This is a genomic window from Muricoccus pecuniae (genome assembly GCF_014199205.1).
GTDB lineage: Bacteria > Pseudomonadota > Alphaproteobacteria > Acetobacterales > Acetobacteraceae > Roseomonas > Roseomonas pecuniae.
On the sequence record NZ_JACIJD010000006.1, the window covers coordinates 77,428 to 101,413 of the forward strand.

Consider the following 23,986-nt stretch of genomic DNA (forward strand, 5'->3'; position numbering starts at 1 on the left):
ACTGATGTCCACTCGGGATGTCCTCCTCGTCGCCCTTGGCGTCGGCCTTTTCCTGTGGTGCGGGCTGGTCGTCTACTCGACGGTGAGGAACGACAGGCTGCGCCAGAAAGAAGGGGCGCCAGAGAAGCGCCCGTGATCGCCCTCACAGGAGCGGTTCGCCGGTCGCATCATCAGGTAGCGCGGCCGGGACAATCTGCTCGCTGGTGTAGACCTGATCGACATGGGCTGGGTCCACACCCTCTCTGCGATGGTGTCGCCCGTCGGGTTCCAACCGCCCGACGACGCATCCTCCCGGAGCAGCGCTCGTCGCACCGCTTCTCCGGGCGGCATGGGCCCCACAATGCCCGGTCAGATCGCGTCAACGCTCCCCATCTGATGCTCGAGCGATTGCCGAACCAAGCCGATCACGTAGGGCAACTCGTCCATGGAGGCCAAGCCGACATCCACCTCGCCGTTCCCCCAGCGGCCCATGCCTGCGATGTTCTTGCAGAGCCCGCGGGGATCGTCGATCTCGTGGAACTTGAGGTTCAGCGTCAGACGTAGCCGCCTGGCCTGGGGGATGACGTCGACGAAATTGGTTTCGGCCTTGAACGCGATGTAGACCTTGCGGACCTCCTCGGTCACGCAGGGGTCCAGGGCCAGCACCTGCGCACGGAATGCGTCGAACAGGACGCGCACAGGGCCGGTCGCCAACTGGGGATGATCGGCGAGGGTGTATCCACCCTGGGTCGCCGTAGGCCGGTATGCCTGCAAGATGGCCGGATCGAGCTTCGGAGCGGCCCAGACCGATGCTGCCAGGGTGCTCAGCCGCTCCGCCCGCTCCTGGATCGCCGCTTCATCCCAGGTGGACAGGGCGCCGAGCCCCTTGTTTAGCCGCAGAGGACTGCTGCCGAAGCCAACATCCTTCATGTCGCGATCCTTCATGTCACGCTTCTCGATGAAGGACTTGTCGCTGTACTGGGAATTGTAGCCGGTCAGCGTCAAATTGCCGAGCGTGTGCAGATAGGTCGAGTGGATCCGCTGCCAGTCAGCACCGAGGGCCGAGCGCCAAGCAGGGGACAGGTTCTCGTTCTGCGGCATGATGTGCTCGATGGTGTAGTCCTCCACCATCACGCGTTCCCTGCGGCCGTCATTCTCCAGGCGTCGCAGCCAGTAGCTCCGGCTACGGGCGTTGTAGAGGTCCTTGGTCTGTAGGGCCCGCTTGAACTCCTCGTCGAGTGGGAAGCGGCGGTAGGACGGCAGCCCGAGGAAGTGCGCCTGGATGCTCTCCAGGTAGCGGTTCTTCTTGAGGGCCTTGCCGAACCCCGCGAAGGTCTTGTTCAGCGAGTTCGTCGGGATGTCACAGACAGCGCGGCGGAAGACATAGCTCTCGACCAGGCGCGCGGCCTGCACGAACTCGTCCTTGGACAAAGTGCCGGAGGCGTAATCGTGGTAGAGTTCGAGCAGGAACGGGAGGGCGACCTCGACGCGCAGTTCCCGGATGTCATGGAAGACGTCCTTGAGCGAGCGGTCGTTCTCGGCTCCCAGCGCCATCTTGCAGTAGTACCCGGCGTAGGCGCGGATATCCCTGACAAGCTCATCCATGTCGCTCCCGCGGCCGAGCGCGTAGTCCTTGAATACCTCGTAGACCGCCTCGACGTTCGGGATCTCACCCTTCTTGAGGGTCAGGTAGTGGCGCATGAAGGTGTCGAAGTAGAGCGAGTAGGCCTCTTGGCCGAAGTCGAGCTCCATCGGACGCCAGTACTGCTCGTAGAGCCTGGTCTGAAGCGTGGGTTCCAGGCCCATGAGGATGAAGTTGCGGATCAGGTCGGCTTGGCTGAGCTTGCGGCCGGTCGAGTTCAGGCTCTCGAAGATTAGCTGTGGGTTGTCCTGATCGCGGTTGAGCGAGATGTCCACCACCATGAGCTTGGCGATGCCCTGGCAGACCGTGACCAGGTTGTCCTTCTCCCCCTTCAGCCATTCCTGGAACAGGGCGAAGTTGGCGTGGATCCGCAGGGAGTGGTCCTTGGGCTGCGGGTCTCCGTCCACCAAGGACGTCAGGGAGGCCTTGTCAGTCTGGGAGAGGACGAGCTTGTAGCGGCGGTCTCCGTCCTCGAGGGGGTTGAGGAGGAAGTAGTTCCGCAGCTTTTTGGCCGAGAAGCCATCGAGCGGCTCCGTGTCTCCCAACGCCCTGGCCAGGGCCTCGAGCAGGAGGGTCACCGTTGTCAGCCGTTGCTGGCCGTCAATGACGAGAAGAGGTGGCTGGTTGACGACCTGGTACAGCCCCTTCTCGACATAGACAACCGAGCCGACGAAATGGGCGCCGATGCCGGGATTGCGGCCCGCGCTGAGGATATCCTGCCATAGCTGGCGGCACTCGCGCTCGGTCCAGCTATAAGTCCGCTGGTAGATGGGGATGACGAACTGGGGCGATCTCTTGAGGAAGTCCAGCAGCTTCGCTTCGGTGGCCTTCATGGCGGTTCCTCTCTGCTTGAGGCTCCTCTATTCCCCGAGATGCTGAGTGTCGATATCGCGGCTCGTCGCGCGTCTCAGCAACGCCATCACTAACTGCGCAACTCCCCTGCGGACACCTGCTTGGCCTCTGGAAGGGCCATGGCTAGGGCTCTCCCGGTTGCTGCTCCCGCTGACAGAGTCGAACCTCGATCAGGCTGTTTATCGGGCGGGGTGAGTGGGGTTCCGTGCTGTCAGCCCGAGACGGCATCCCTCGACATCACCTACGTCCGCGCGCACCGCTCGGCCCACGGCGAAAAAGGGAGCCAGGACGTAGGCCATCGGCTCGTCGCGCGGGGGCCAGACCACCTAGATCCACGTTCTCACGGAGGTCCTTGGCCGCCCCGCGGTCATCCATCTGACCCCTGGCAACGCCAGCGACGTGACGGCAGCACCCGACGTGCTCGCCGCCACTCCCGGCCGCCTCCGCCGCCTCGTAGCGGACCGGGGCTACGCCGCCGACGGGTTGCAGCGTGACCTGCGCGCCCTGGGTACGAAGCGGGTCATCCCAGGCCGTTGCTGCCGCAAACGTTGCATCCGCCGCGGCATGAGGCGCTACCGCGACCGTTGGCGCATCGAGGCCGCCGTCGTCGCGTCCTGATGCTGATCGAGCCCGGACCCTGGTTCCGGAGGACCTCTGGGCGGCGATCAACACGTTGCTGCTACGTAAGCGGCACAAGCCGAAGGGCGGTCTTCCGCGGTTGTCGGACCGGGCGGCGATGACAGACATTCCACATCAAGCGGCGACGTCGGACCTCTCTCTACACCAGCTTACCCCGGGGATGTAGAAGCTGTAATCATTCCGCTTGCTTGTCCCATGCTGCCCCGTCTCCAGTTTGTGGCTTGCGTACTTGATATAGAGAGAAGCGTGAGAACTGACGGTTCTACCCTGCTGAGCACCCTGAGACGGCCCACGCTCCGCGGGCGTCTTGCCCTCCTCGTTCTCGCGGTGGTCCTCCCCCTCGTGGCCCTGAACCTGGCCCTCGTCTACATCGGGTATCGCAACGGTCGTCAGCAGGCGGGACAGGAGGCGCTGAACGTTGCGCGTGGACTGGCCCTGGCTCTTGAGGGTGAACTGCGCGGCCGCACCCTGGCGCTTGAGGTGCTCGCCGCCTCACGCGCTCTCGCGAGCGACGATCTCGACACCTTCCGATCCCAGGCGGAGAACCTGGTCGCGCGTCAGGCACCCGGCGCCAATATCCTGCTGCTCCAGGAGGACGGCCAACAACTCATGAACACCGCCGCACCGCGCGGCGCGCCGCTGCCTTCGCGGGCCTACATGGTCAACCACCAGCGCGTCCTCGCCACGGGGCAGTCGTCTACGTCGGATGTCTATTTCGGTGTCGTTGTCCGCCGCCCGGTCGTGGCCATTGACGTCCTGGTGCCAAGGAAGGAGGGCGCGCCCCCCCTTGTACTGACCTTGAATCCCCCTCTCGACGCGTTCGACGCACTGATCAGGCGGCAGCAGCCCGATGCCGGTTGGATCGTCGCGATCTTCGACCGCACCGGGCTCCGCGTGGCACGCGCCCCCGACCCGGACCGCTTCGTCGGTCAACCAATCACCGCCGACCTCATGGAGCACTGGGTCTCCGGTGCTCCCGACGGCCGTCTCGACGCCGTCAGCGCGGACGGCACCCGGGTGCTCACCGCGTTCGCACGCCTACCCGAGCCCTACGGCTGGGGCGTTGCCGCTGCCGTGCCCGAGGCAACGCTCACGCGCCCAGCCCTCCTGACGGCAGTCACCCTCTTGGCGATAGAACTCTCCGTGCTCGCGCTCGGCATTTTCCTCGCCCGCAGGATCGCGCGCGGCGTTTTGCGCCCGATCACTGACCTCCTGCGGCTCGCCGCCTCACCCGATGAGGCGGCCTTGCCAACGTCCAGCCGTGTACGAGGGGGGTTGCCTGAGGCAGACCGACTCGCCGAGGCGCTGATGACGGCGGCCCGCCACCGCCGGACGGCCACGGCCTCGCTCCTGGACAGCGAGCGGCGCTTGCGGCTCGTCGTGGCGGAACTGAACCATCGCGCCAAGAACGCCCTCGCCACGGTGCAGTCGCTTGCCATGCAGACGGCCCGCGGGACTGCGGGGAGCAGTCCTGATGAGTTCGTCAAAGCGTTCACAGGGCGCCTGCAATCCCTTGCCCGCGCGCACGACCTCCTGACAACCGTGGCCTGGGAGGGGGCGGCGCTTGACGCAGTGGTGCGCTCCGGGCTCGCACCCTGGCTCGGCCAGACTGGGGCCGACCAGGGGCTGCGCTTCGAGCTCAAGGTTTCGGCCAGCAGCCCTATGCCTCAGATACCGCCAGGCCAAGTACAGGCGCTGGTGATGGGGCTGCACGAACTGGCGGTAAACGCCATCAAGCACGGCGCCCTCTCCGTACCTGAAGGGCATGTCGAGGTATCCTGCACAGCCGACCCGGCCAGTCGTACAGCAACCGTGGCATGGCGTGAGGTGGGCGGACCGCCCGTGCTGGGTGTTCCGGTCCGGCGCGGCTTTGGATTACGGCTCCTGGAGCGCGCCCTGGCGCATGATCTCGGGGCCAGCGCCAAGATCGTCGTGGAGTTCGAACGGGAGGGACTGCGGGCCACAATAACCTTTACGCCACGTCCACTGTCCCCGATGGAGGCCACCTTCCAAGACGATGTGGTCAAGCATTCTCCAGGCTTGCCAGAGGCCGCGCGCCTCAGTGCTCCGTGAGATCCTGATGTTCGCTTCCGCCAGTGCTGTCATCGGGCATGACACATCAGCCGGTGCCGAGTTCATGCGCAAGCCGTTCAGGAGCGCCGTCCCCGACCCCAAGCAAGCTTGGTCGGTTCCCAGCCCCCTCCGAGATGGTTGAGGAGAGGTGAGCGGCGGGGGTTCTGCGCGTGCGGGGGGTGCCTGACGTCCATCGAGGTAGCCCCTCTTGGACCCCTGCCGCCCGCGCGCAGCTTGCGTGCGGCTTCCGGTCCCATGCACCGTGCAACGGACATCCGTGGACCTGGCCGATGCGGCTGGTGATCGATGCCATCCTCCAAGGCTCCGGACGGGTTGTGCCTGGGCCCACCTGCCACGCGAGTTCCCACCCTCCGGGACGTGCTTCGCTGGGTCCTGCGCCTCTCGCGCTCGGGCACCTTCGAGCGGCTGGCGCACGCGCTCACCATGGCCGACCGCGAGCGCCTGGGCCGGGAGGCATCCCCGACAGCGGTCGTGCTGGATGCTCCGTCGGCCCGCTCGGGCGGCGTCGGCGTGAAGGAGATGCGCGGCTACGACACCGGGAAGAAGGTGACGAGGCGCAAGCGCCGTGCCCTGGTAGACACTGATGGCAGGCTCCTGATGGCCGCCGCCTCACCGGTCTCCCTGCACGAAAGCCGGGGTGTTGGGTGGTGGAGCGGCCCTTCGCTTGGTTCGGCCGATGAGGACGCCTCGCCCGCGACCACGACGCCATCCTGAGCTCCGCCGTCGGCTTCTTTACCCTCGCCGCCACCATGGTCCTCGTCAGGCGTCTGGCGTGGCCGTTATCACGCGGGCTCCTAGTGGCGTCGCTGGCGCCGCCACTCCCATGGGGGCACCCGCTCGGCTTCCGGTAGCGCCCAGAGCCCTCGCTTCGCACGCCGCGCACTTTCCTCTCGAACCACCATGGACGGATCCTGCGAGTACTGCCGGTAGACCCAGGCCGCCCCACGCTCCACGAGCTCCGCGTTCGCATTCCGGCCGTCCACCCAGACGACGCCGACGGTGCGCCCATACCGGTCGACGTCGACGACATCGACACGGGCGGCGCGCCGGAAGGTCAGGTCGGCAAGCGCCTGCCTCGCGCGAGTCCCGAACGGCTGCCTGCTTTCGGGGGCGTCGATCTCGGCCAGCCGGATCCGGCGCTGCACGTTGCCTGGGGTGAGAAGCGTGAGCGTGTCGCCGTCATGAATAGCAACCACTTCGCCCCGCAGGGCCGTGCTTCCAGCTTGCGGCTCGGACAGCGGCGCGCAGGCAAGGACAGGAAGGAGGGCGATGGTCGCTAGGCAGACGCGGATTCTGAGCCAGAAGGCCGAGGGCTGGGAGGTGAATTCCATGCTGATCTTGTAGCCAGCCCCGTTCGCTTGCGGAACACAGCGGGGTGTCGGCTCTGGCCAGCCGCCTGACACCCGCCAATGACCGGCGCGACAAAAAGACCACAGCGACGGGAGCAGTGCGGCCCAAAGCAAACATGTTGACGGGCCGCGGAGGAGATGCGGTTTCATCATGGATCAAGAAGCTTTCGATCCGGGAATCGGTATGTAATCCTTGAGGAAGTAGCCCGCACTCCCCTGAGGCATTCATGTCCACGATGTATCCTACCCAGCGCCGAATGGCAGCCACGGCCCAACTCGTGCTCGAAGGCCGACCGGCGTGAGCGACACCTCCCTCTCGAACCTGATCTGGCAGGTCGCCGACCTCCTCCGGGGCGATTACCGTCCGGCCGAGTACGGCAAGGTCATCCTGCCGTTCACCGTGCTCCGGCGCCTGGATTGCGTCCTCGCGCCGACTAAGGCGGCCGCGCTGGCCGAGAAGACTGCTAAGGAGGGGATGGGGCTGAACCCCGACCCCTTCCTCCAGCAGATCACCAAGGTGCCCTTCTGGAACACCTCACCGCTGGACCTGCCGAAGCTGCTCGGCGATCAGGATAACATCGCGGCCAACCTGACCGCCTACGTACAGGCGTTCGCGGCGCCGGTCCGGGACATCTTTGACCGCTACCGGTTCACCGAGCAGCTTGACCGGCTCCGGAAGGCCGGTCTGCTCTACCAAGTCATTGAGCGCTTCGCTGGGTTCGATCTGAGCCCGACGGCCGTGAAGCCGCACCAGATGGGCCTCGTCTTCGAGGAGCTCATCCGCAAGTTCGCCGACGCCGCGAACGACACGGCGGGCGAGCAGTTCACACCGCGGGACGCAATCGCCCTGATGACAGCCATCCTGTTCGCCGAGGACCACGACGTGCTGACCCCGGGCAACCGGGTGGTCCGCACCATCTACGACCCGACGGCTGGGACTGGAGGCATGCTGTCCGGCGCCGAGGAGTACCTGCTCGGCTTCAATCCGCAAGCGACCCTGACGATGTACGGCCAGGAGCTCAACGACGAGAGCTATGCCATCTGCAAGGCGGACATGCTCATCAAGGGGCAGGACGTCAGGAACATCATCTGCGGCAACACGCTGTCCGACGACGGCCACGCGGGCCGCAAGTTCGACTACATGCTGTCCAATCCCCCTTTCGGCGTTGAGTGGAAGAAGGTCGAGAAGGCCGTCCGCCGCGAGTACGAGGAGCAGGGGTTCAACGGCCGGTTCGGACCCGGGCTGCCGCGGGTTTCTGACGGCTCGATGCTGTTTCTGCTCCATCTCCTGAGCAAGATGCGCCCGGCGAAGGACGGAGGCAGCCGGATTGGCATCGTCCTGAACGGCTCTCCGCTGTTCACCGGCGGCGCTGGCTCCGGCGAGAGCGAGATTCGGCGCTACGTGCTCGAGAATGACCTCCTCGAAGCCATCATCGCTTTGCCGACTGATATGTTTTTCAACACAGGGATTGCGACCTACATTTGGGTGCTCTCAAACCGCAAGCCGGAGCACCGCAAGGGCAAAGTTCAGCTAATCAATGGCTCCGACCAATGGCGGAGGATGCGTAAGAGTCAGGGCAGTAAGCGCCGGGAAATGAGCGACGAACACGTCGCACTTGTCACCAACTTGTTTCAGGACGCCGCCGAAGCCCGACTGGCTACCCTCACCGACGCGGAGGGCAAGATAATGTCTATGGTCGTTCAGGACGGCCAGGAACCTCCTCCGGCGCCGAAGGGTGGCAGCGTCAGGCTTGCTCCCATCTCGCAAGTGTTCCGCAATGAGGATTTTGGCTACCGCACGATCGTGGTTGAACGCCCGCTGCTCGACGCAGACGACAAACCGATGTTGGGCTTGAAGGGAAAAGCCAAGGGGCGTCCTGTACCCGACCCAGCCCGCCGGGACAGCGAAAGCGTGCCCCTTACTGAGGAGGTCGATGCCTATTTTGCAAAAGAGGTCATACCTCACGCGCCAGACGCCTGGATAGATCATGAGAGAACCAAGGTCGGATACGAGATCCCATTCAATAGGCACTTCTACGTATATGAGCCACCGCGTCCACTGGTTACGATCGACACGGAGTTAGAACAGGTGACCGATCGAATCTTGGCGATGATTGGGGGGCTTAAATCGTGAGCCTTCCTGTCTACTCGGCTTACAAGGACAGCGGTTCAACGCTGTTGGGCGCAGTGCCTGCTCATTGGCCAGTCGTGCAGTTCAAGCGTGTAGCACGACTAGCCTATGGTGCTGCGCTCCCTACAGAGTCCAGGAACGATGCTGGGAGCCTGCTTGCGTATGGATCGAACGGGCCAGTGGGATGCCACGATGTTGCCAACACGAAAGCGCCTGTGATTATTGTTGGACGCAAAGGATCCTATGGCGCGCTGAATTGGAGCGACGCGCCGGTCTTCGCGATAGACACGGCCTACTTTGTAGATCAGTCTATGGCAGACTGCGATTTGCGTTGGCTATATTGGGCATATTATGTCGCTAATTTTGCGGCATTCTCACAGGATACTGGCGTTCCAGGCCTAGCTCGCGAGCTAGTTCATGACATGCACTTCGTTAGGCCACCTTCCGCTGAACAACTCGCCATCGCCGCCTTTCTCGACCGAGAGACGGCCAAGATTGACGATTTGATTACTCAACAGGAGCGCCTGATCGCGCTCTTGGAGGAAAAGAAGCAGGCGACCATCTCACATGCGGTCACCAAGGGATTGGACCCGAGTGTGCCGATGAAAGACAGCGGCATTGAGTGGCTTGGTGAGATCCCCGCGCATTGGCATATAACGCGGATCAAGTACGTCACCCGCACACTGGAGCAGGGCTGGAGCCCTCAATGTGACGGGTATCCGGTAGATAGCTCAGAAGCGTGGGGGGTCCTGAAGGTTGGCTGTGTGAATGGGGGCAGGTTTAATCCAAACGAGAACAAGACACTGCCGCTCGACCTGGAACCCATTCCAAATCTCGGCCTTCGGGCGGGTGATGTACTCGTTTCGCGGGCGAACACCCGGGAGCTTGTCGGGAGTGCAGCAGTTGTCTTGGTAGATCATCCCCGCCTGATGCTGTGTGACAAACTTTATAGGCTCAGGATGAACCAAGTCCGCTGCTTGCCCGAATTCCTGGCACGATTCTTAGGATCAAACGCCGCGAGGGAACAGATAGGACTAGCAGCGGGTGGGGCGAGCTCATCTATGCTAAACATCTCCCAAGATGCGATCATGGATTTACCGTTGCCGCTACCTTCTCTTCGTGAGCAAAAGGATATCCTCGGCTCGCTCGACCGCCACTGTCGCGACAATGAATTACTGACTGCCGAAGTTGAGCACGGGATGGCGCTACTGAAGGAGCGCCGCGCCGCTCTCATTTCGGCCGCCGTGACCGGCAAGATCGACGTCCGTGGCTTCGTTAACGCTGACCTTGCGATGCAAGAGGCCGCAGAATGAGCATCCACAAGGAACTCGCCTTCGAGGACGGCATCTGCGCCCATCTCGACGGCCATGACTGGTTATACGAAGCCAAGTCCGCCGACCGGTACGACCGCGCCCGGGCCCTGTTCCCGGAAGACCTCGCGGCCTGGGTGCAGGAGACGCAGCCGGACGCCTGGGCGACCCTGACGAAGGCGCACGGTGCCTCCGCCACCACCATGCTCGCCGACCGCCTGCGTGACGCCCTGAACAAGCGGGGTACGCTGGTGGTGCTGCGGGACGGCCTGGACGTTCTGGGTCTCAAGACCTCGCTCGCCCTGTGCCAGTTCCGCCCGGCGCTGGCGATGAACGAGGCCCTGCAAGCCCGCTACGCCGCGAACCGGCTCCGGGTCGTCCGTCAGGTCCGCTACTCCCTGCACGGCCAGGACTGCATCGACCTGGTGCTGTTCCTGAACGGCATCCCGGTCGCCACTGTCGAGCTCAAGTCGGACTATACCCAGTCCGTCGCCGACGCCGTCGACCAGTACCGCTACGATCGGCCGCCGCGGTCCCTGGTCGGCAACAAGGACGAGCCGCTCCTGTCCTTCCCGGGCGGCGCGGTCGTCCACTTCGCGGTCAGCAATTCAAACGTGCGCATGTGCACGAAGCTCGTGGGCGCAGACAGCGTGTTCCTGCCCTTCGACCAGGGCGACAACTTCGGCGCGGGCAACCCTCCAAATAAGTTCGGCGCGCCGACGGCTTACCTGTGGGAGCAGGTCTGGCAGCGGGATAGCTGGCTGGAGATCCTCGGGCGCTACGTCGTCGCCGAGAAGAACGAGAAGAAGCAACTCAAGAGTTGGCTGTTCCCGCGCTTTCACCAACTCAAGGCTACCCGCAGGCTGGTCGCCTCCGTCCGGCAGGAAGGCGCGGGCGGCCGTTACCTGATCGAGCACTCGGCCGGGTCAGGCAAGACCAACTCCATCGCGTGGACCGCGCACTTCCTCGCCGACCTGCACAACGACAAGAACGAGAAGGTGTTCGACACCGTGCTCGTCGTGTCGGACCGCACCGTCCTGGACAAGATGCTCCGGGAGACGATCGAGGGCTTCGAGCGCACCCTGGGCGTCGTCGCCTCGGTGACGGGCGAGGGCGGCAGCAAGAGCAGCGAGCTCGCCAAGGCCCTGGGCGCGGGCAAGAAGATCGTGATCTGCACCGTCCAGACCTTCCCCTGGGCCCTCGACGAGGTTCGCAAGCTGGCCAAGACCAAGGGCAAGCGATTCGCCGTCGTCGCCGACGAGGCTCACTCCTCGCAGTCCGGCAAGGCGGCTGCCGAGCTTAAGACGGTCCTGACGGCCGAGGAGCAGGCGGACGTCGTGGACGGCGCCGAGGTCAGCGTTGAGGACCTCCTGGCGGCCAAGATGGCGGCGCGGGCCGACGCGGACACCAGCATCACCTTCGTCGCCTTCACGGCAACCCCCAAGGCCAAGACCATCGAGCTCTTCGGCCGCCGCCCGGATCCGAGCCGTCCCGCGGCCAAGGACAACCTGCCCGAGGCCTTCGACGTCTACTCCATGCGCCAGGCCATCGAGGAAGGCTTCATCCTCGACGTCCTGCGCAACTACACCGCCTACAAGATGGCCTTCCGCCTGACCCATGAGGGCCGGGACATGGACGAGAAGGAGGTCGATGCCAGCGAGGCCCGCAAGGGCATCATGGGCTGGGTACGGCTGCACCCGACCAACATCGCCGCCCGCGTGCAGATCGTGGTCGAGCACTTCCGGCAGAACGTCGCCCACCTCCTTGGTGGTGAGGCCAAGGCAATGGTCGTGACCGCCAGCCGGAAGGAGGCCGTCCGCTGGACCAAGCAGATGGAGGCCTACATCAAGAAGCAGGGCTACGGCATCGGCCTGCTCGCCGCCTTCTCCGGCGAGGTGACCGACACGGAGACGCCCAACGGCCCCTTCACCGAGACGAACATGAACCCCGGGCTGCTCGGGCGCGACATCAAGGACGCCTTCAAGACGACGCAGTACTCCATCCTGCTCGTTGCCAACAAGTTCCAGACCGGCTTCGACCAGCCCCTGCTGAGCGCCATGTATGTCGACCGGAAGCTGGGCGGCATCCAGGCCGTCCAGACCCTGTCGCGGCTGAACCGGGCGCTGCCCGCCAAGGGCAAGGACACCACCTATGTGGTGGACTTCGTGAACGAGCCCGAGGACATCCTGGCCGCCTTCCGCCAGTACTACCGGACGGCCCAGTTGGCGGACGTCAGCAACCCCAACGTCGTGCTCGACCTACGGAACAAGCTGGATTCCCTGGCCTACTACGATGAGCACGAGGTCGACCGCGTCGCGCGCGCCGTCTCCAAGAAGAACCCCACGCAGGCGGACCTCGACGCGGCGATCGGGCCGGTCAGCAACCGGCTCCTGACCAAGTTCAAGCAGGCACGGCAGACCACCAAGGACGAGCCCGAGGGCAGCAAGGCCCACACGGACGCCAAGGGCGAGATGGATGCCTTGCTGCTGTTCAAGCAGGATCTGGGCACCTACGTCCGCGTCTACGAGTTCCTCGGGCAGATGTTCGACTACGGGAACACCTACTACGAGAAGCTGCACCTCTTCGCCCGCATGCTCTTCCCGCTGCTGAACTACGGGCGCGAGCGCGAGGGCATCGACCTGTCGGCTCTCCGCCTGAGCCACCACAAGATGCGGGACCTGGGGCAGCAGAGGCTCGCCGTCGGCGGGGGCGAGCAGGTGCCACTTACTCCGATCATCGATGCCGGGTCGGGCTCAGTCCAGGACCGCCACAAGAAGCGGCTGTCCGACATCGTCCAGGCCATCAATGACCTGTTCGAGGGCGACATCACCGAGGGCGACGCGGTCTCCTACGTGGAGACCATGAAGGCCAAGTTGATGGAGTCGCCCATCCTGCTGGAGCAGGCGGCAGCGAACGGCAAGGAGCAGTTCAGCAACTCGCCGAACCTGCACGAGGAGCTCATCAAGGCAATCATCGGCGCCATGGAGGCCAACCAGAACATGAGCAGGCAGGCGCTGAACTCGGAGGCCATCCAGGCAAGGATGATGTCCGTGCTACTGGGACCGGCGGGCCTGTGGGAGGGGCTGCGCGGGGTGGCGGAGAGCAGCGCTGTGGCGGCTCAGTAAACTCGCTGTGAACTTTGCCTGCCGAGATCGGCATAAGCCGCTGCGGTCTGCTGCCGCTGAGCCCTGCGGTCTCGAAGATGGCTCCTAATCGCCTCGTCGAGTCGGATCGGCTCGTCTAGCCAAGTACCTTTGGTTATCAAGGAAAACAGATACTGCAAACGCCTTCTACGAAGGCGTTTCAGAACACGCGAATCCTTGGAGTCCTTACAAGCTGGCTCGGGCGACCGCCCGGTCGAGCCCAGATGTACCTCGCACCCGTGACCATTCCCGTTTTTTGGGTTGGCGATTCTCGGGAAATGGGTCGATTCCCGTTTTATCTGCCAACTCATAAACCGCAGCGGGAAGGGATGGCGCACCCTGAGGGACTTGAACCCCCAACCAACCGGGTAGAAGCCGGTTGCTCTATCCAGTTGAGCTAAGGGTGCCCGTTTCGCCGCCTCAATGCGTCCAGTTGGTCAGGCGGTCCGTGCGGAAGTTGTCGGCGTAGCTCTTCGGCCGCATGGCCGGGCGCTGCCGCCGCGCCTCGACCTCGTAGCTGATGCCCTCGGCCTTCGCATAGGCCTCGGCCTCCTCCAGCGTGTCGAAGCGCAGCCGGACCTGCCGGTTGGTGTCGCCCGAGCCGTACCAGCCCATCAGGGGATCGACGCGCTTCGGCTCGCTCAGCGAGTGTTCCAGCACCCATTCGTCCGTGCGGGCCAGGCCGGACTGCGTAGCGTTCTTCGTCGGCGAGTAGATGCGGGCGATGCTCATGCGGCGCTCCAGACGGAAGGTCTCGTCGAATCGGGGCGGCGGGATTCGAACCCACGGCCTCCTGTACCCAAAACAGGCGCGCTACCAGGCTGCGCCACACCCCGCGAGACCGGGGGGAACCTATGGGCAGCGGGCCCCGGGCGCAATGGCCCCGGGGGGGCCTGGCGCGATTTCACGCGGCCGGAATGGCCTCCGAGCCGCCCATGAAGGGCCGCAGCACGGAGGGGATGCCGATCGAGCCGTCCTCCCGCTGATGCGTCTCCATCACGGCGATCAGCGCCCGCCCCACCGCGACGCCCGAGCCGTTCAGCGTGTGGAGGAAGAGATTGCCCTTGCCCTCCCGCGGCCTGACGCGCGCGTTCATCCGGCGGGCCTGGAAGTCCCGGCAGTTGGAGCAGGAGGAGATCTCCCGCCACGCCCCCTGCCCCGGCAGCCAGACCTCGAGGTCGTAGGTCTTGGCCGCGCCGAAGCCCGTATCCCCGGCGCAGAGGACGATCCGGCGCCAGGTCAGGCCGAGTTCGGTCAGCACGCGCTCCGCGCAGCGCGTCATCCGCTCGTGCTCCTCGGCCGAGGCGTCGGGGGTGGTGACGGAGACCATCTCCACCTTGGCGAACTGGTGCTGCCGGATCATGCCGCGCGTGTCCCGCCCGGCGGAGCCGGCCTCGGAGCGGAAGCAGGGCGAGAGGGAGGCGAGGCGAAGGGGAAGCGCGGCTTCGGGCAGGATCTCGTCCCGCACCGTGTTTGTCAGTGGCACCTCGGCGGTCGGGATCAGCCAGCGGCCGTCGGTGGTGCGGAACAGGTCCTCGGCGAATTTCGGCAACTGGCCCGTGCCGTACATGGTGGCGTCGTTAACCAGCAGGGGCACGGCCGTCTCGGTATAGCCGTGCTCGTCCAGGTGGAGGTTGAGCATCCACTGGCCGATGGCGCGCTCCAGCCGCGCGAGCGGCCCGCGGAGCACGGCGAAGCGGCTGCCCGCGAGCTTCGCGGCCGTGGCGAAGTCCATGCCGCCCAAGGCCTCGCCCAGCTCGAAATGCTGCTTCGGCGCGAAGGGGAGAGCCGGGATCTCGCCATGCTGGTGGAGCACGACATTCGCCGACTCGTCCGCCCCCTCCGGCACATCGGCGTCCAGCAGGTTCGGCAGGGCCTCCAGGATGCGGGCCTGGGCCTCCTCGGCGCGCTTCGCCTCGGCGTCCAGCCCCTCCATCCGGGCGCGCAGCCCGGTCGCCTCGGCCTCGAGCGCGGTGGTGTCGGCGCCCTGCCGCTTGCCCTGGCCGATCTCCTTGGCGAGCGCGTTGCGCCGGGCCTGAGCCTCCTGCGCCGTGGTCTGGGCGGCGCGGCGGGAGGCGTCGAGGCTCAGCAGCTCGGCCGAGACGGGGGCGAGGCCGCGGCGGGCGAGCGCGGCGTCGAACGCCGCCGGATCGGCGCGGACGGCGCGGATATCGTGCATGGGGCCTGTCTCAGGTGGTCGGGGGCTTGGGCTTGGGCGTCATCCAAACCGCGGCGAGGATGGAGAGCTCGTAGAGCGCGATCAGCGGCACAGCGAGGCCGACCTGGCTGATGACATCGGGCGGCGTCATGATCGCGGCCGCGACGAACATCCCCACGATCGCGTAGCGGCGCCCGGCGCGGAGCTGCTCCACGCTCACGATCCCGACCCGCGCCAGGAGAGTGAGCAGCACCGGCAGCTGGAAGGCGATGCCGAAGGCCAGGATCATGTGCATGACGAGGGAGAGGTACTCGGACACCTTCGCCTCGAGCTGAACGGGAATCCCGCCGCCCCCCGTCGGGGTCTCGAAGGAGATGAAGAAGCGCCAGGCCAGCGGGAAGATGAAGTAGTAGGCGAGCGACGCCCCCGCGACGAAGAGCACGGGCGAGGCGACGAGGAAGGGCGTGATGACCTTCTTCTCGGACCGGTAGAGGCCGGGGGCGATGAACAGCCAGAGCTGCGTCGCCCACATGGGGAAGCTGAAGAAGACGGCGCCGAAGAAGGCGACCTTCAGATAGGTGAAGAAGGCCTCGTAGAGGGCGGTGAAGATCATCCGCCGCTCGCCCCCGCCCTGCTCCACCAGGATCTCCGCCAGCGGGCGGGCGAGGAAGCCGTAGATCGAGGTGGAGAAGTAGTAGCAGAGCGCGAAGGCGATGCCGAAGGCGCCGATCGACCAGAGAAGCCGCGTGCGCAGCTCGAGCAGGTGGTCGATCAACGGCATGGGCTTGTCGTCGATCGTGTCGTCCGGTTCGCGAGGCACTGTGCTTGCGGCTTCTTCTGGTCAGGCGGTGTGGGTGGCGGGGCGCGGGGGCGGCTCCGCCGGGGAAGCCGGCGCCGGGACGGCCGGGTCGGGCAGGAGCGTCGGCGGCACGGGCTGCGCGGCGGCGCCCTCCACCGGCGGGCCGGGCGGTGTGGCGTCCGGCGTGTCGGCCGCCGCCGCGGCAGCGGTCACCTCGGGCGGCGGGGTGGTCGCGTCCGCGGGCGGGGCACCATCGGGCAGGGCCGCCTCGGTGCCCGCGGCCGGGGCGGCGTCGGAGGTCGGGGGCGGCGGGGCGCGGAAGGGGTCGTCGCGGAAGGTGCGGGTGATCGAGCCGTCCTCGTCCACGGCCTTCTCGATCGTGGACTTCAGGTCGAAGTTGCGGATGTCGCGGATCTGGTCGCGCACGTCCTCCAGCTTCGCCTCGCGCACCACCTCGTCCAGGTGGCCCTGGAACTCGCCGGCCATGCGGCGCAGCTTCTGGATTCCGCGGGCGATACCGCGCACGGCGTCGGGAAGGTCCTTCGGACCGATCACCACCACCGCCACGACGGCGATCAGCGCGATCTCGGACCAGGCGAGGTCGAACATGTCTCTCCGATCACCCGGGGCGGGCCGCTGGCCCGGGAAGGGCCGGCCCTGGCGGGGTCGTCTCCGTTAGCAGAACTCGCCCGCACGACAAATGGGGCCCCCGGAAGATGGGGCCGCGCGGCGCGGGATGGAAGCCGCCTCAACCCGCGGCCGTTCCGTCCGGCGTGCCCGGACCCGGCAGCGGCCCGGGGGAGGGCTCGGGCAGGGGCAGGCCGGGCTCGGGCATCAGCTCCTCCCGCCGGGGCAGGTCGCGCAGCGAGGCCAGGCCGAACTGCTCCAGGAACTTCGGCGTGGTCGCCCATAGGGTCGGGCGGCCCGGCGCCTCCTTCTTCCCGCGCGGCGCGACGAGGCCGTTCTCCAGCAGGAGCTCCAGCGTGGTCTGGGACAGGGCGGTGCCGCGGATCTCCTCGATCTCCGCGCGGGTGACGGGCTGGTGCCAGGCGATGATGGCCAGCGCCTCCATCGCCACGCGGGGCAGCCGGCGCGGTACCTCCACCACCCGGGTGAGCACGGGGGCGAGGTCCTCGGCCGTGCGGAAGGCGTAGCCGCCCGCGACGTTCACCAGCGTCACCCCCCTGCCCTCATAGGCCGTGGCGAGCGCCGTGAGGGTGGCCGCCGCGCCCGTCCCCGGCGGCAGGAGGGGCGCGAGGCGGGCGGCGGTGACGGGGGTGGCGGAGGCGAAGACCAGCGCCTCGGCGATCCTGATCGCTTCGGGGGAGGTGGAGTCGGCGGCCGGTGACGCCCCCTCCTGCACGGTCGCGGGAGGGGGGCCGCCCTCCTCCGCCGTGTCGGCCGGGACGGGCCCGGCCTCGGTGTCAGGCAGCATCGGCGTCGCGGCTCCCGCGGTTCGGCGCCTCGTCCCGGCCGGCGCCGGGCGGGCGGAGCAGGATGGGGGCGAAAGGCGCGTCCTGCCGCAGCTCCGCCACCCCGGTCTTGGCCAGCTCCAGCCCGGCGATCAGCGTGCTGGCCAGGGCGGCGCGGCGCTCCGTCGGGTCCATCTCGGCCTCCGGGAGATAGGCCGCCAGCTCCGTCCAGCCGGGGACGTGCCCGACGAGGCCCCGCAGTCGGGAGAGCGCGTCCTGCACGGTCCAGAGGCGGCGCGGCTTGGGCTGGTAGGGCCGGCGGGCGGCGGCGCGGCGGAGGATATCCGAATAGGCGCGCAGCAGGCCCGGGAGGTCCGCGGCGAGGGCCGAGCGGTCCTCCAGCACGAGGTTCTCCGGTGCCCCGCGCGCCAGCACGTCCCGGCCGAGATAGGGCCGGGCGCCGAGCCAGGCGGCGGCCTCGCGCATCCGCTCCAGCTCGCGCAGCCGGTCCGCCAGGGCCTCGGCCAGCGACTCCGCATCCTCCCCCGCCTCGGGGTCGTCGGGCAGGAGGAGGCGGGACTTCAGCCAGGCGAGCCAGGCGGCCATCACCAGCCAGTCCGCCGCCAGCTCCAGCCGCACGCGCCGCGCGCCCTCGATGACGGCGAGGTACTGGTCCACGAGGGAGAGGATGGAGATCCGGGCGATGTCCACCTTCTGCGCCCGGGCGAGGTCCAGCAGGAGGTCGAGCGGCCCCTCGAACCCCTCCAGCGTGACGACGAGGGCGGGTTCGGCCCGCCCGCTCACGCCGCGTGACCCCTCGGGGTCATGCCGCGTGGCCCGTGAGGTTGAGGATCATCCGCGCCGTCGGCAGCACCACGCCGCCGACGAGGCTCCGCAGGGGGTCGAAGCCGGGCAGGAGCATCGGCAGGAGGAAGATCAGCCCGAGCACGATGAACAGCCCGGCCCTCTCCAGCCGCAGGAAGGGGATGCCGAGGGCGGGCGGCAGCAGCCCGCCGAGAATCCGCCCGCCATCCAGCGGCGGGATCGGCAGGAGGTTGAAGGCGGCGAGGACGAGGTTGCCGATCAGCGAGAGGATCAGGAAGCCCGAGAGCCAGTCCATCAGATTGTCCCCGCCCGGCCCCTGCAGGGGGTGCAGCAGCAGGGCCGCGGCGAAGGCGAGCACCACGTTCATCGCCGGCCCGGCCGCGGCCACCAGCACCATGCCGAAGCGCGGGTTGCGGAGCGCGAGCACGTTCACCGGCACCGGCTTCGCCCAGCCGAACATCACGTCCACCCGGCCGGAGACGAGAAGCTGCGACACCAGCAGGAAGCCCGGCACCACCAGCGTGCCGATCGGGTCCACATGGCGCAGCGGGTTGAGGGAGAGCCTCCCCATCCGCGCCGCCGTGTCGTCCCCGAGCGCGCGGGCGGCGTAGCCGTGCGCCGCCTCGTGCAGGGTGATCGCGAGGATCGCGGCGAGGGCGGCCGCGAGGAAATCCGGGAGCCAGTCCATCCGCCGGTCAGGCGTCCGTCAGCGCGTGCGGGGCGGAGGGGGCCGGGCGGGCGGCCGCCGCGGCGCGGGCCGGCGGGCGGGCGGCAAGGGCGGCGGCCCGCGCCGCGCGCATCCGCTCCTCCGCGCGCGGCGTGAGCGCGGGGCAGTCCCGAAGCAGGGCGGCGGTGTCGGCGAGGACGCCGTTGCAGTGGAGGACGAGGTCACAGCCCGCCTCCAGCGAGGCCGCGGCCAGGTCAGCGCCGAAGCCGCTCAGCGCCCCCATGACGAGGTCGTCCGAGACGAGCACGCCGTCGAAGCCGATCGCGCCCCGGATCACCCGCCCGATCAGCGAGGGGGAGAGGGTGGCGGGAAGGTCGGGGTCGAAGGCGGCATAGGTCACATGGGCCGTCATGGCCCAGAGATGGCGCCCGCCATCCCGCGCGCAGACGGCGCGGAATGGCGCGATGTCGGCCTCCAGGGTTTCGGCATCGGCCTCCACCCGGGGCAGGTCCACATGGCTGTCGGCCGTCGCGCGGCCATGGCCGGGGATGTGCTTGACCACGGGGGTGCAGCCGGCGGCCATCAGCCCCTCGATCCAGGCCTCGCCCAGCCGTGCGATCTCGGCGGGATCGGCGGAGAAGGCGCGGTCCCCGATCACGTCATGCGCGCCGGGCACGCGCAGGTCGAGGCAGGGGGCGCAGACCACGTCCAGCCCCATCGCCGCGCAATGGGCGCCGAGCAGCGCGGCATTCGCCGCCGCGCGCGCCTCCGGCCCGCCCTCGAAGACCGCCGGCGGCGGGAAGGAGGGCCAGTAGGGCGGCCGTAGCCGGGCAACCCGCCCGCCCTCCTGGTCCACCAGGATCGGCGCCTCCTGTCCCAGGATTTCCCGGATCGATGAGGTGAGGTTCGAGAGCTGGGCGGGGTTGTCCACGTTCCGGCGGAAGAGGATCACCCCGGCGGGCGGCGTCGCGCGCAGCAGCGCCGCCTCCTCCCCCGTGAGCGAGAGGCCGGACAGGCCGGTGATGGCCGCGCGGGCCCTCATCCGCCGATCACGGCGCAGGGCGCTCCCTTCGACTTGGCCGAGGCGCAGAGCGCCTCCGCCGCCTTGGCATCCGGCAGCCCGCTCGTGCGGATGCGCCAGAGCGGCGGCAGGTCGCCGCGATCGACGCGGCTGATCTGGGGCTGGCGCCCGGCCAGCTCCGGGATGCGACCCTGCAGCCGCAGCCACTCGCCCTGCGCCGCCTCCTCCGAGGTGACGGCGCCGAGCTGGACCACGAAGCGCCCGCCCCGGGGCTGAACAGCCGCCGGCGCATTGGCCGGCATGGGCGGCGGCGCGATGGAGGGCACGGGGGCCTGCGGGGCCGGCTGCGGCGCGGCCGCGGCCGCCTGCTGCTGCGCGCCCTGGGGGGACGCGGCCCCCTGGGTGGCCGCGGGCTGCGCGGGCGCAGGGGCGGGCTGCGCCGCCAGGGGCGCGGCGGAAGCGCCGGCGGGAGGCGGTGTGGCGATGCTCGGGTTGACGAGCACCGGGCGGGCGGCGGCCTCCGCGGCGGCCGCCTGCTGGGCGCGGGCCGCGGCCTGCCGCAGCGCGGCCAGGTCCGGCCGCTCGGACTCGGGCGTCAGCCGTGCCTGGCCGGCCGCCGCGGCCGGGCCGCGGCGCGCACTGTCGAAGATCCGCTCGTCCTGGTTCGCCACGCGCAAGCCGCCGGGATCCTCCGGCTTCACGCGGATCGGCCGCGAATCGGCCTCGATCGTCGGCACGCTGCGGTTGACGGCACGCGTGATCCCCCAGACCACGCCGCCCCCGGCCGCCGCGATGCCGAGGACGGCCCCGGAGAGGGCCAGCATCCGCCAGGGCACCTGAAAACCGGCCCGCTGCGGGCGGACCCGGTAGCTCGGAACAGTGAAATCGCTCACCGCATCTCCTCGACGGGTGTCACCCCCATGACCGCGAGACCCGAGCGGATGACGGCTGCCGTCGCCGCGACGAGGGCGAGCCTCGCGCGGGTGGCTTCCGGTTCCCCTTCCCGGATGAATCGCAACGTGGCGTCGTCGCGCCCCCGGTTCCATAGTAGGTGAAAATCCGCGGCCAAGTCATGGAGAAAGAAGGCGATCCGGTGCGGCTCCCGAGCCAGGGCCGCGCCCTCCACCGTGCGGGGCCAGGCGGTGAGGCGGCGGATGAGGGCCATCTCGGCGGGATCGGCCAGGGCGTCGAGCGGCGCGCCGGCCAAGTCCTCCGCCGCCGGGTCGCCGGCGCCGCGGAGCACGCTGCGGCAGCGGGCATGGGCATACTGCACGTAGAAGACGGGATTGTCGCGGCTCTGCTGCACCACCGCGTCGAGGTCGAACTCCATCTGCGCGTCGGCCTTGCGCGTCAGCATGGTGAAGCGCACGGCGTCGCGCCCGACCTCGTCGATGAGGTCGCGCAGGGTGACATAGGTGCCGGCGCGCTTGGACATGCGCACGGGCTGCCCGCCCTTCACCACCTTCACGATCTGCGCCAGCACCACGTCGAAGGAAACCGGCCTTTCCGCCGACAGCGCGGCCACCGCGGCCTTCATGCGCGGCACGTAGCCGCCATGGTCCGCCCCCCAGACCTGCACCAGCTCGTCGAAGCCGCGCGCGATCTTGTCGGCGTGGTTGCCGATGTCGTTCGCGAAATAGGTGTTGGTGCCGTCGCTCTTGCGGAGCGGGCGGTCCACGTCGTCCCCGAACTCGGTGGAGCGGAACAGCGTCTGCTCGCGCGGCTCCCAGTCGTCGGGCAGCTTGCCCTTGGGCGGCTCCAGCACACCCTCGTAGACGAGGCCGCGCGCGGCGAGCGCGGCGATCGCCTTGTCCGCCTCGCCGCTGCGGACCAGCGCCGCCTCGCTGATGAACACGTCGTGGCGCACGCCGAGCGCGGCGAGGTCGTCGCGGATCTCGCTCATCATCGCCTCGACGGTGAACTCGCGCACCGTGTCGAGCCAGAGGGAGGGATCGGCCGGCACCGCGCCCGGCGCGAGGGCGTCGCCGTGCTCCCTCTTCAGCGCCTCGCCCACGGGGACGAGGTAGTCGCCGCGATACTGCAGCCCGCCCGGGATGGAGGCCGCGAACTCCTCCTCCGTCACCATCGTGCCGAGGGCCTGGAGGTAGCGCCAGTAGGCCGCCCAGGCGAGCGCCTGCACCTGCGCGCCGGCATCGTTGATGTAGTACTCCTTCGTGACCGCCCAGCCCGCCTTCGTCAGCAGGTTGGCCAGCGCGTCGCCCACCACCGCGCCGCGGCAGTGGCCGACATGCATCGGGCCCGTCGGGTTGGCCGAGACATACTCCACATCCGCCTTGCGCCCGCCGCCGGTGGTGCCGTCCCCATAGGCTTCCCCGGCGCGCAGCATCACCGGGAGCTGGGCGCGCAGCAGCGACTCCTCCAGCCGCAGGTTGACGAAGCCCGGCCCGGCCGGCGCCGCCGCGGCGATGCCCTCCCGTGCGGCCAGGCGCTCGGCCAGGCTCGCCGCCACCTTCTGCGGCGGCATCCGCGCGGGCTTGGCGACGACGAGGGCGGCGTTGGTCGCCATGTCCCCGTGCGAGGCGTCGCGCGGCGGCTCCACCAGCACGCGGGCCAGCAGCTCCTCGGGCAGGTCCGGCAGCAGCGCGCGGAGCTCGGTCACGACCGCGTCGCGGATCGTGCGGAAGATGTCGTCTGTCATGTCGTGGTCAGCCGGGTATGTTGGGGTCCGTCAGGCGACGGTGCTCTTCGAGCGCGAACTTGTCGGTCATGCCCGCCAGCCAGTCGCAGACGGTGCGCGCGGCGGCGGGCGATCCCGCCTCCCCCGCGCGCTTCGCCCAGGCGGGCGGCAGCATGTCGGGCTGGCCGTGCAGCAGGGAGAACATCACCTGCAGCGCGCGCTTGGACTTCAGCGCCGTGCGGTTCACGCGCCAGTGCCGGTACATCCGCCCGAACAGGAACTCGCGCGTCTCCTGGTTCAGCGCGCGCATCCGGTCGGAGAAGAAGACGACGGGCTGAGGGGCGCTGCGGATGTCCCCCACACTCCTCGGCCTGAGCACGGTGATGCGGCGGCGCGCCTCGTCCACGACATCGGTGATCATGAGGTTGATCACGCGGCGGATGATCTCGCTCGCCATGCGGTCGGGCGGGGCGTCGGCGGGGATGACGGCCATCGCCTGGTCCCGCGCGGCGGCGACGAGCGGCAGGCGGCAGGCCTCCTCCAGGGTGAAGAGGCCGGCGCGCAGCCCATCGTCGAGGTCGTGGTTGTTGTAGGCGATGTCGTCCGCGATCGCCGCCGCCTGGGCCTCGGCGCTCGCATGGCAGTGCAGCTCGAGATCGTGGCGGGCGGAGTACTCGGCGATGTAGGGCGGCGGGCGGCGCAGCGGGCCGTTGTGCTTGGCCAGCCCCTCCAGCGTCTCCCAGGTGAGGTTCAGCCCGTCGAAGCCGGCGTAGCGGTGCTCCAGCAAGGTCACGGCCTTCAGCGACTGGGCGTTGTGGTCGTAGCCGCCCCAGGCGCGCATCACCCCGTTCAGCGCCTCCTCCCCCGCATGGCCGAAGGGGGGATGGCCGAGGTCGTGGGCCAGGGCCAGGGCCTCGGCAAGGTCCTCGTCCAGGTGCAGCTGCCGGGCGAGGGAGCGGGCGATCTGCGCCACCTCGATCGAGTGGGTCAGCCGCGTCCGGAAGGCGTCGCCCTCGTGGAAGACGAAGACCTGCGTCTTGTACTGGAGCCGCCGGAAAGCGGTGGAGTGGATGATCCGGTCCCGGTCCCGCTGGTAGGGGGAGCGCCCGCCGCCGGAATCCTCGGGGTAGAGCCGCCCGCGCGACTCCCCGGGCTGCACCGCCCAGGGTGCCAGCTCATGCGGGCCGCGCGCGGGGGCGGCGGGGGGGTCTTGGGCGTCCATGGCGTCGGCGGGCCGTAGCACCCGGCCCGCGCGGGCGGCAAGGCTGAGGCGCGGCCCGGCCCGCCGCGGGCGCGTTGGAGAAGCGGGCCCGACCCCCTATCTTGG

The 23,986-nt window shown here is 68.4% G+C and carries 18 protein-coding genes, 2 tRNA genes and 2 pseudogenes; 7 read left to right on the forward strand and 15 right to left on the reverse strand.

Annotation, left to right across the window (positions count from 1 at the left end):
- The first annotated feature begins 4 nt into the window (after nucleotides 1-4).
- Nucleotides 5-136 carry a hypothetical protein gene (locus tag FHS87_RS24190; protein ID WP_281394330.1) on the forward strand — a complete coding sequence of 44 codons (132 nt, stop codon included), beginning with the start codon at nucleotides 5-7 and terminating at the stop codon, nucleotides 134-136.
- A gap of 212 nt (nucleotides 137-348) precedes the next feature.
- Here the strand turns inward: FHS87_RS24190 and FHS87_RS08015 are convergent, their stop codons facing one another.
- Nucleotides 349-2,454, reverse strand: a complete 2,106-nt coding sequence (locus tag FHS87_RS08015) for a DUF262 and DUF1524 domain-containing protein (protein ID WP_184516051.1) — start codon at nucleotides 2,452-2,454, stop codon at nucleotides 349-351.
- A gap of 237 nt (nucleotides 2,455-2,691) precedes the next feature.
- Between FHS87_RS08015 and FHS87_RS23685 the strand changes: the two are divergent.
- From FHS87_RS23685 to FHS87_RS24595, 3 genes and pseudogenes are all read left to right on the forward strand, one after another.
- Nucleotides 2,692-3,073: pseudogene (locus FHS87_RS23685) on the forward strand (transposase); the annotation flags it as partial.
- A 381-nt stretch (nucleotides 3,074-3,454) separates the two neighbouring features.
- The gene (locus tag FHS87_RS08025; protein ID WP_184516054.1) at nucleotides 3,455-5,185 is read left to right on the forward strand and encodes a sensor histidine kinase; all 1,731 of its coding nucleotides are present in this window, start codon (nucleotides 3,455-3,457) and stop codon (nucleotides 5,183-5,185) included.
- Between the two features lie 179 nt (nucleotides 5,186-5,364).
- Nucleotides 5,365-5,988, forward strand: a pseudogene (locus FHS87_RS24595) (transposase); the annotation flags it as partial.
- A gap of 12 nt (nucleotides 5,989-6,000) precedes the next feature.
- Here the strand turns inward: FHS87_RS24595 and FHS87_RS08035 are convergent.
- Nucleotides 6,001-6,537, reverse strand: coding sequence for a thermonuclease family protein (locus FHS87_RS08035; protein WP_184516059.1), 537 nt, complete (start codon nucleotides 6,535-6,537; stop codon nucleotides 6,001-6,003).
- A 316-nt stretch (nucleotides 6,538-6,853) separates the two neighbouring features.
- Here FHS87_RS08035 and FHS87_RS08040 point away from each other — a divergent pair, with 316 nt between their 5' ends.
- Genes FHS87_RS08040 through FHS87_RS08050 form a run of 3 tightly spaced genes read left to right on the forward strand, consistent with a single transcriptional unit; the run spans nucleotide 6,854 to nucleotide 13,121 of the window.
- Nucleotides 6,854-8,689 carry a type I restriction-modification system subunit M gene (locus tag FHS87_RS08040; RefSeq protein ID WP_184516062.1) on the forward strand — a complete coding sequence of 612 codons (1,836 nt, stop codon included), beginning with the start codon at nucleotides 6,854-6,856 and terminating at the stop codon, nucleotides 8,687-8,689.
- A complete protein-coding gene (locus FHS87_RS08045; protein WP_184516064.1) occupies nucleotides 8,686-9,999 on the forward strand; it encodes a restriction endonuclease subunit S domain-containing protein in 1,314 nt (437 codons plus the stop codon). The genes FHS87_RS08040 and FHS87_RS08045 overlap by 4 nt, the downstream gene beginning before the upstream one ends.
- Nucleotides 9,996-13,121 (forward strand): type I restriction endonuclease subunit R, encoded by a 3,126-nt coding sequence (locus FHS87_RS08050; RefSeq protein ID WP_184516067.1) that lies wholly within the window; start codon nucleotides 9,996-9,998, stop codon nucleotides 13,119-13,121. The genes FHS87_RS08045 and FHS87_RS08050 overlap by 4 nt, the downstream gene beginning before the upstream one ends.
- A gap of 348 nt (nucleotides 13,122-13,469) precedes the next feature.
- Here the strand turns inward: FHS87_RS08050 and FHS87_RS08055 are convergent.
- The 13 genes from FHS87_RS08055 to FHS87_RS08115 all read right to left on the reverse strand — a co-directional run bounded on the left by FHS87_RS08055 (nucleotide 13,470) and on the right by FHS87_RS08115 (nucleotide 23,881).
- Nucleotides 13,470-13,546, reverse strand: a tRNA-Arg gene (locus FHS87_RS08055).
- A 13-nt stretch (nucleotides 13,547-13,559) separates the two neighbouring features.
- Entirely contained in the window at nucleotides 13,560-13,871 is a 312-nt protein-coding gene (locus tag FHS87_RS08060; protein ID WP_184516070.1) for an NADH dehydrogenase ubiquinone Fe-S protein 4, read from the reverse strand.
- A 30-nt stretch (nucleotides 13,872-13,901) separates the two neighbouring features.
- Nucleotides 13,902-13,975, reverse strand: a tRNA-Pro gene (locus FHS87_RS08065).
- 68 nt (nucleotides 13,976-14,043) lie between these two features.
- Nucleotides 14,044-15,318, reverse strand: coding sequence for a serine--tRNA ligase (gene serS / locus FHS87_RS08070; RefSeq protein WP_184516073.1), 1,275 nt, complete (start codon nucleotides 15,316-15,318; stop codon nucleotides 14,044-14,046).
- A gap of 10 nt (nucleotides 15,319-15,328) precedes the next feature.
- Nucleotides 15,329-16,078, reverse strand: a complete 750-nt coding sequence (gene tatC, locus FHS87_RS08075) for a twin-arginine translocase subunit TatC (RefSeq protein ID WP_184516460.1) — start codon at nucleotides 16,076-16,078, stop codon at nucleotides 15,329-15,331.
- Between the two features lie 60 nt (nucleotides 16,079-16,138).
- On the reverse strand, nucleotides 16,139-16,705 hold the full coding sequence (tatB, locus tag FHS87_RS08080) for a Sec-independent protein translocase protein TatB (RefSeq protein ID WP_184516076.1): 567 nt from the start codon (nucleotides 16,703-16,705) through the stop codon (nucleotides 16,139-16,141).
- Between the two features lie 139 nt (nucleotides 16,706-16,844).
- Nucleotides 16,845-17,531, reverse strand: coding sequence for an SMC-Scp complex subunit ScpB (gene scpB, locus FHS87_RS08085; protein WP_184516079.1), 687 nt, complete (start codon nucleotides 17,529-17,531; stop codon nucleotides 16,845-16,847).
- Complete coding sequence (locus FHS87_RS08090) at nucleotides 17,521-18,312, reverse strand: segregation and condensation protein A (protein ID WP_184516082.1); 792 nt, start codon at nucleotides 18,310-18,312, stop codon at nucleotides 17,521-17,523. The genes scpB and FHS87_RS08090 overlap by 11 nt, the downstream gene beginning before the upstream one ends.
- A 19-nt stretch (nucleotides 18,313-18,331) precedes the next feature.
- Nucleotides 18,332-19,021: a site-2 protease family protein gene (locus FHS87_RS08095; RefSeq protein WP_184516085.1), complete on the reverse strand. Its 690-nt coding sequence runs from the start codon at nucleotides 19,019-19,021 to the stop codon at nucleotides 18,332-18,334.
- Between the two features lie 7 nt (nucleotides 19,022-19,028).
- Nucleotides 19,029-20,042, reverse strand: coding sequence for a beta-N-acetylhexosaminidase (nagZ, locus tag FHS87_RS08100; protein ID WP_184516087.1), 1,014 nt, complete (start codon nucleotides 20,040-20,042; stop codon nucleotides 19,029-19,031).
- Nucleotides 20,039-20,914, reverse strand: coding sequence for an SPOR domain-containing protein (locus tag FHS87_RS24440; RefSeq protein WP_184516091.1), 876 nt, complete (start codon nucleotides 20,912-20,914; stop codon nucleotides 20,039-20,041). The genes nagZ and FHS87_RS24440 overlap by 4 nt, the downstream gene beginning before the upstream one ends.
- Entirely contained in the window at nucleotides 20,911-22,680 is a 1,770-nt protein-coding gene (argS, locus tag FHS87_RS08110) for an arginine--tRNA ligase (RefSeq protein ID WP_184516094.1), read from the reverse strand. Before argS ends, FHS87_RS24440 begins: the two co-directional genes overlap by 4 nt.
- A 7-nt stretch (nucleotides 22,681-22,687) precedes the next feature.
- Complete coding sequence (locus FHS87_RS08115; protein ID WP_184516097.1) at nucleotides 22,688-23,881, reverse strand: deoxyguanosinetriphosphate triphosphohydrolase; 1,194 nt, start codon at nucleotides 23,879-23,881, stop codon at nucleotides 22,688-22,690.
- Nucleotides 23,882-23,986: the final 105 nt, after the last annotated feature.

What these genes read in the sequence shown, in the direction of transcription:
- FHS87_RS24190 (WP_281394330.1), top strand. Translation starts at nt 5, where the DNA reads ATGTCCACTCGGGATGTCCTCCTCGTCGCCCTTGGCGTCGGCCTTTTC.
- FHS87_RS08015 (WP_184516051.1), bottom strand. Translation starts at nt 2,454, where the DNA reads ATGAAGGCCACCGAAGCGAAGCTGCTGGACTTCCTCAAGAGATCGCCC.
- FHS87_RS08035 (WP_184516059.1), bottom strand. Translation starts at nt 6,537, where the DNA reads ATGGAATTCACCTCCCAGCCCTCGGCCTTCTGGCTCAGAATCCGCGTC.
- FHS87_RS08050 (WP_184516067.1), top strand. Translation starts at nt 9,996, where the DNA reads ATGAGCATCCACAAGGAACTCGCCTTCGAGGACGGCATCTGCGCCCAT.
- FHS87_RS08060 (WP_184516070.1), bottom strand. Translation starts at nt 13,871, where the DNA reads ATGAGCATCGCCCGCATCTACTCGCCGACGAAGAACGCTACGCAGTCC.
- serS (WP_184516073.1), bottom strand. Translation starts at nt 15,318, where the DNA reads ATGCACGATATCCGCGCCGTCCGCGCCGATCCGGCGGCGTTCGACGCC.
- tatC (WP_184516460.1), bottom strand. Translation starts at nt 16,078, where the DNA reads ATGCCGTTGATCGACCACCTGCTCGAGCTGCGCACGCGGCTTCTCTGG.
- tatB (WP_184516076.1), bottom strand. Translation starts at nt 16,705, where the DNA reads ATGTTCGACCTCGCCTGGTCCGAGATCGCGCTGATCGCCGTCGTGGCG.
- scpB (WP_184516079.1), bottom strand. Translation starts at nt 17,531, where the DNA reads ATGCTGCCTGACACCGAGGCCGGGCCCGTCCCGGCCGACACGGCGGAG.
- FHS87_RS08095 (WP_184516085.1), bottom strand. Translation starts at nt 19,021, where the DNA reads ATGGACTGGCTCCCGGATTTCCTCGCGGCCGCCCTCGCCGCGATCCTC.
- nagZ (WP_184516087.1), bottom strand. Translation starts at nt 20,042, where the DNA reads ATGAGGGCCCGCGCGGCCATCACCGGCCTGTCCGGCCTCTCGCTCACG.
- argS (WP_184516094.1), bottom strand. Translation starts at nt 22,680, where the DNA reads ATGACAGACGACATCTTCCGCACGATCCGCGACGCGGTCGTGACCGAG.
- FHS87_RS08115 (WP_184516097.1), bottom strand. Translation starts at nt 23,881, where the DNA reads ATGGACGCCCAAGACCCCCCCGCCGCCCCCGCGCGCGGCCCGCATGAG.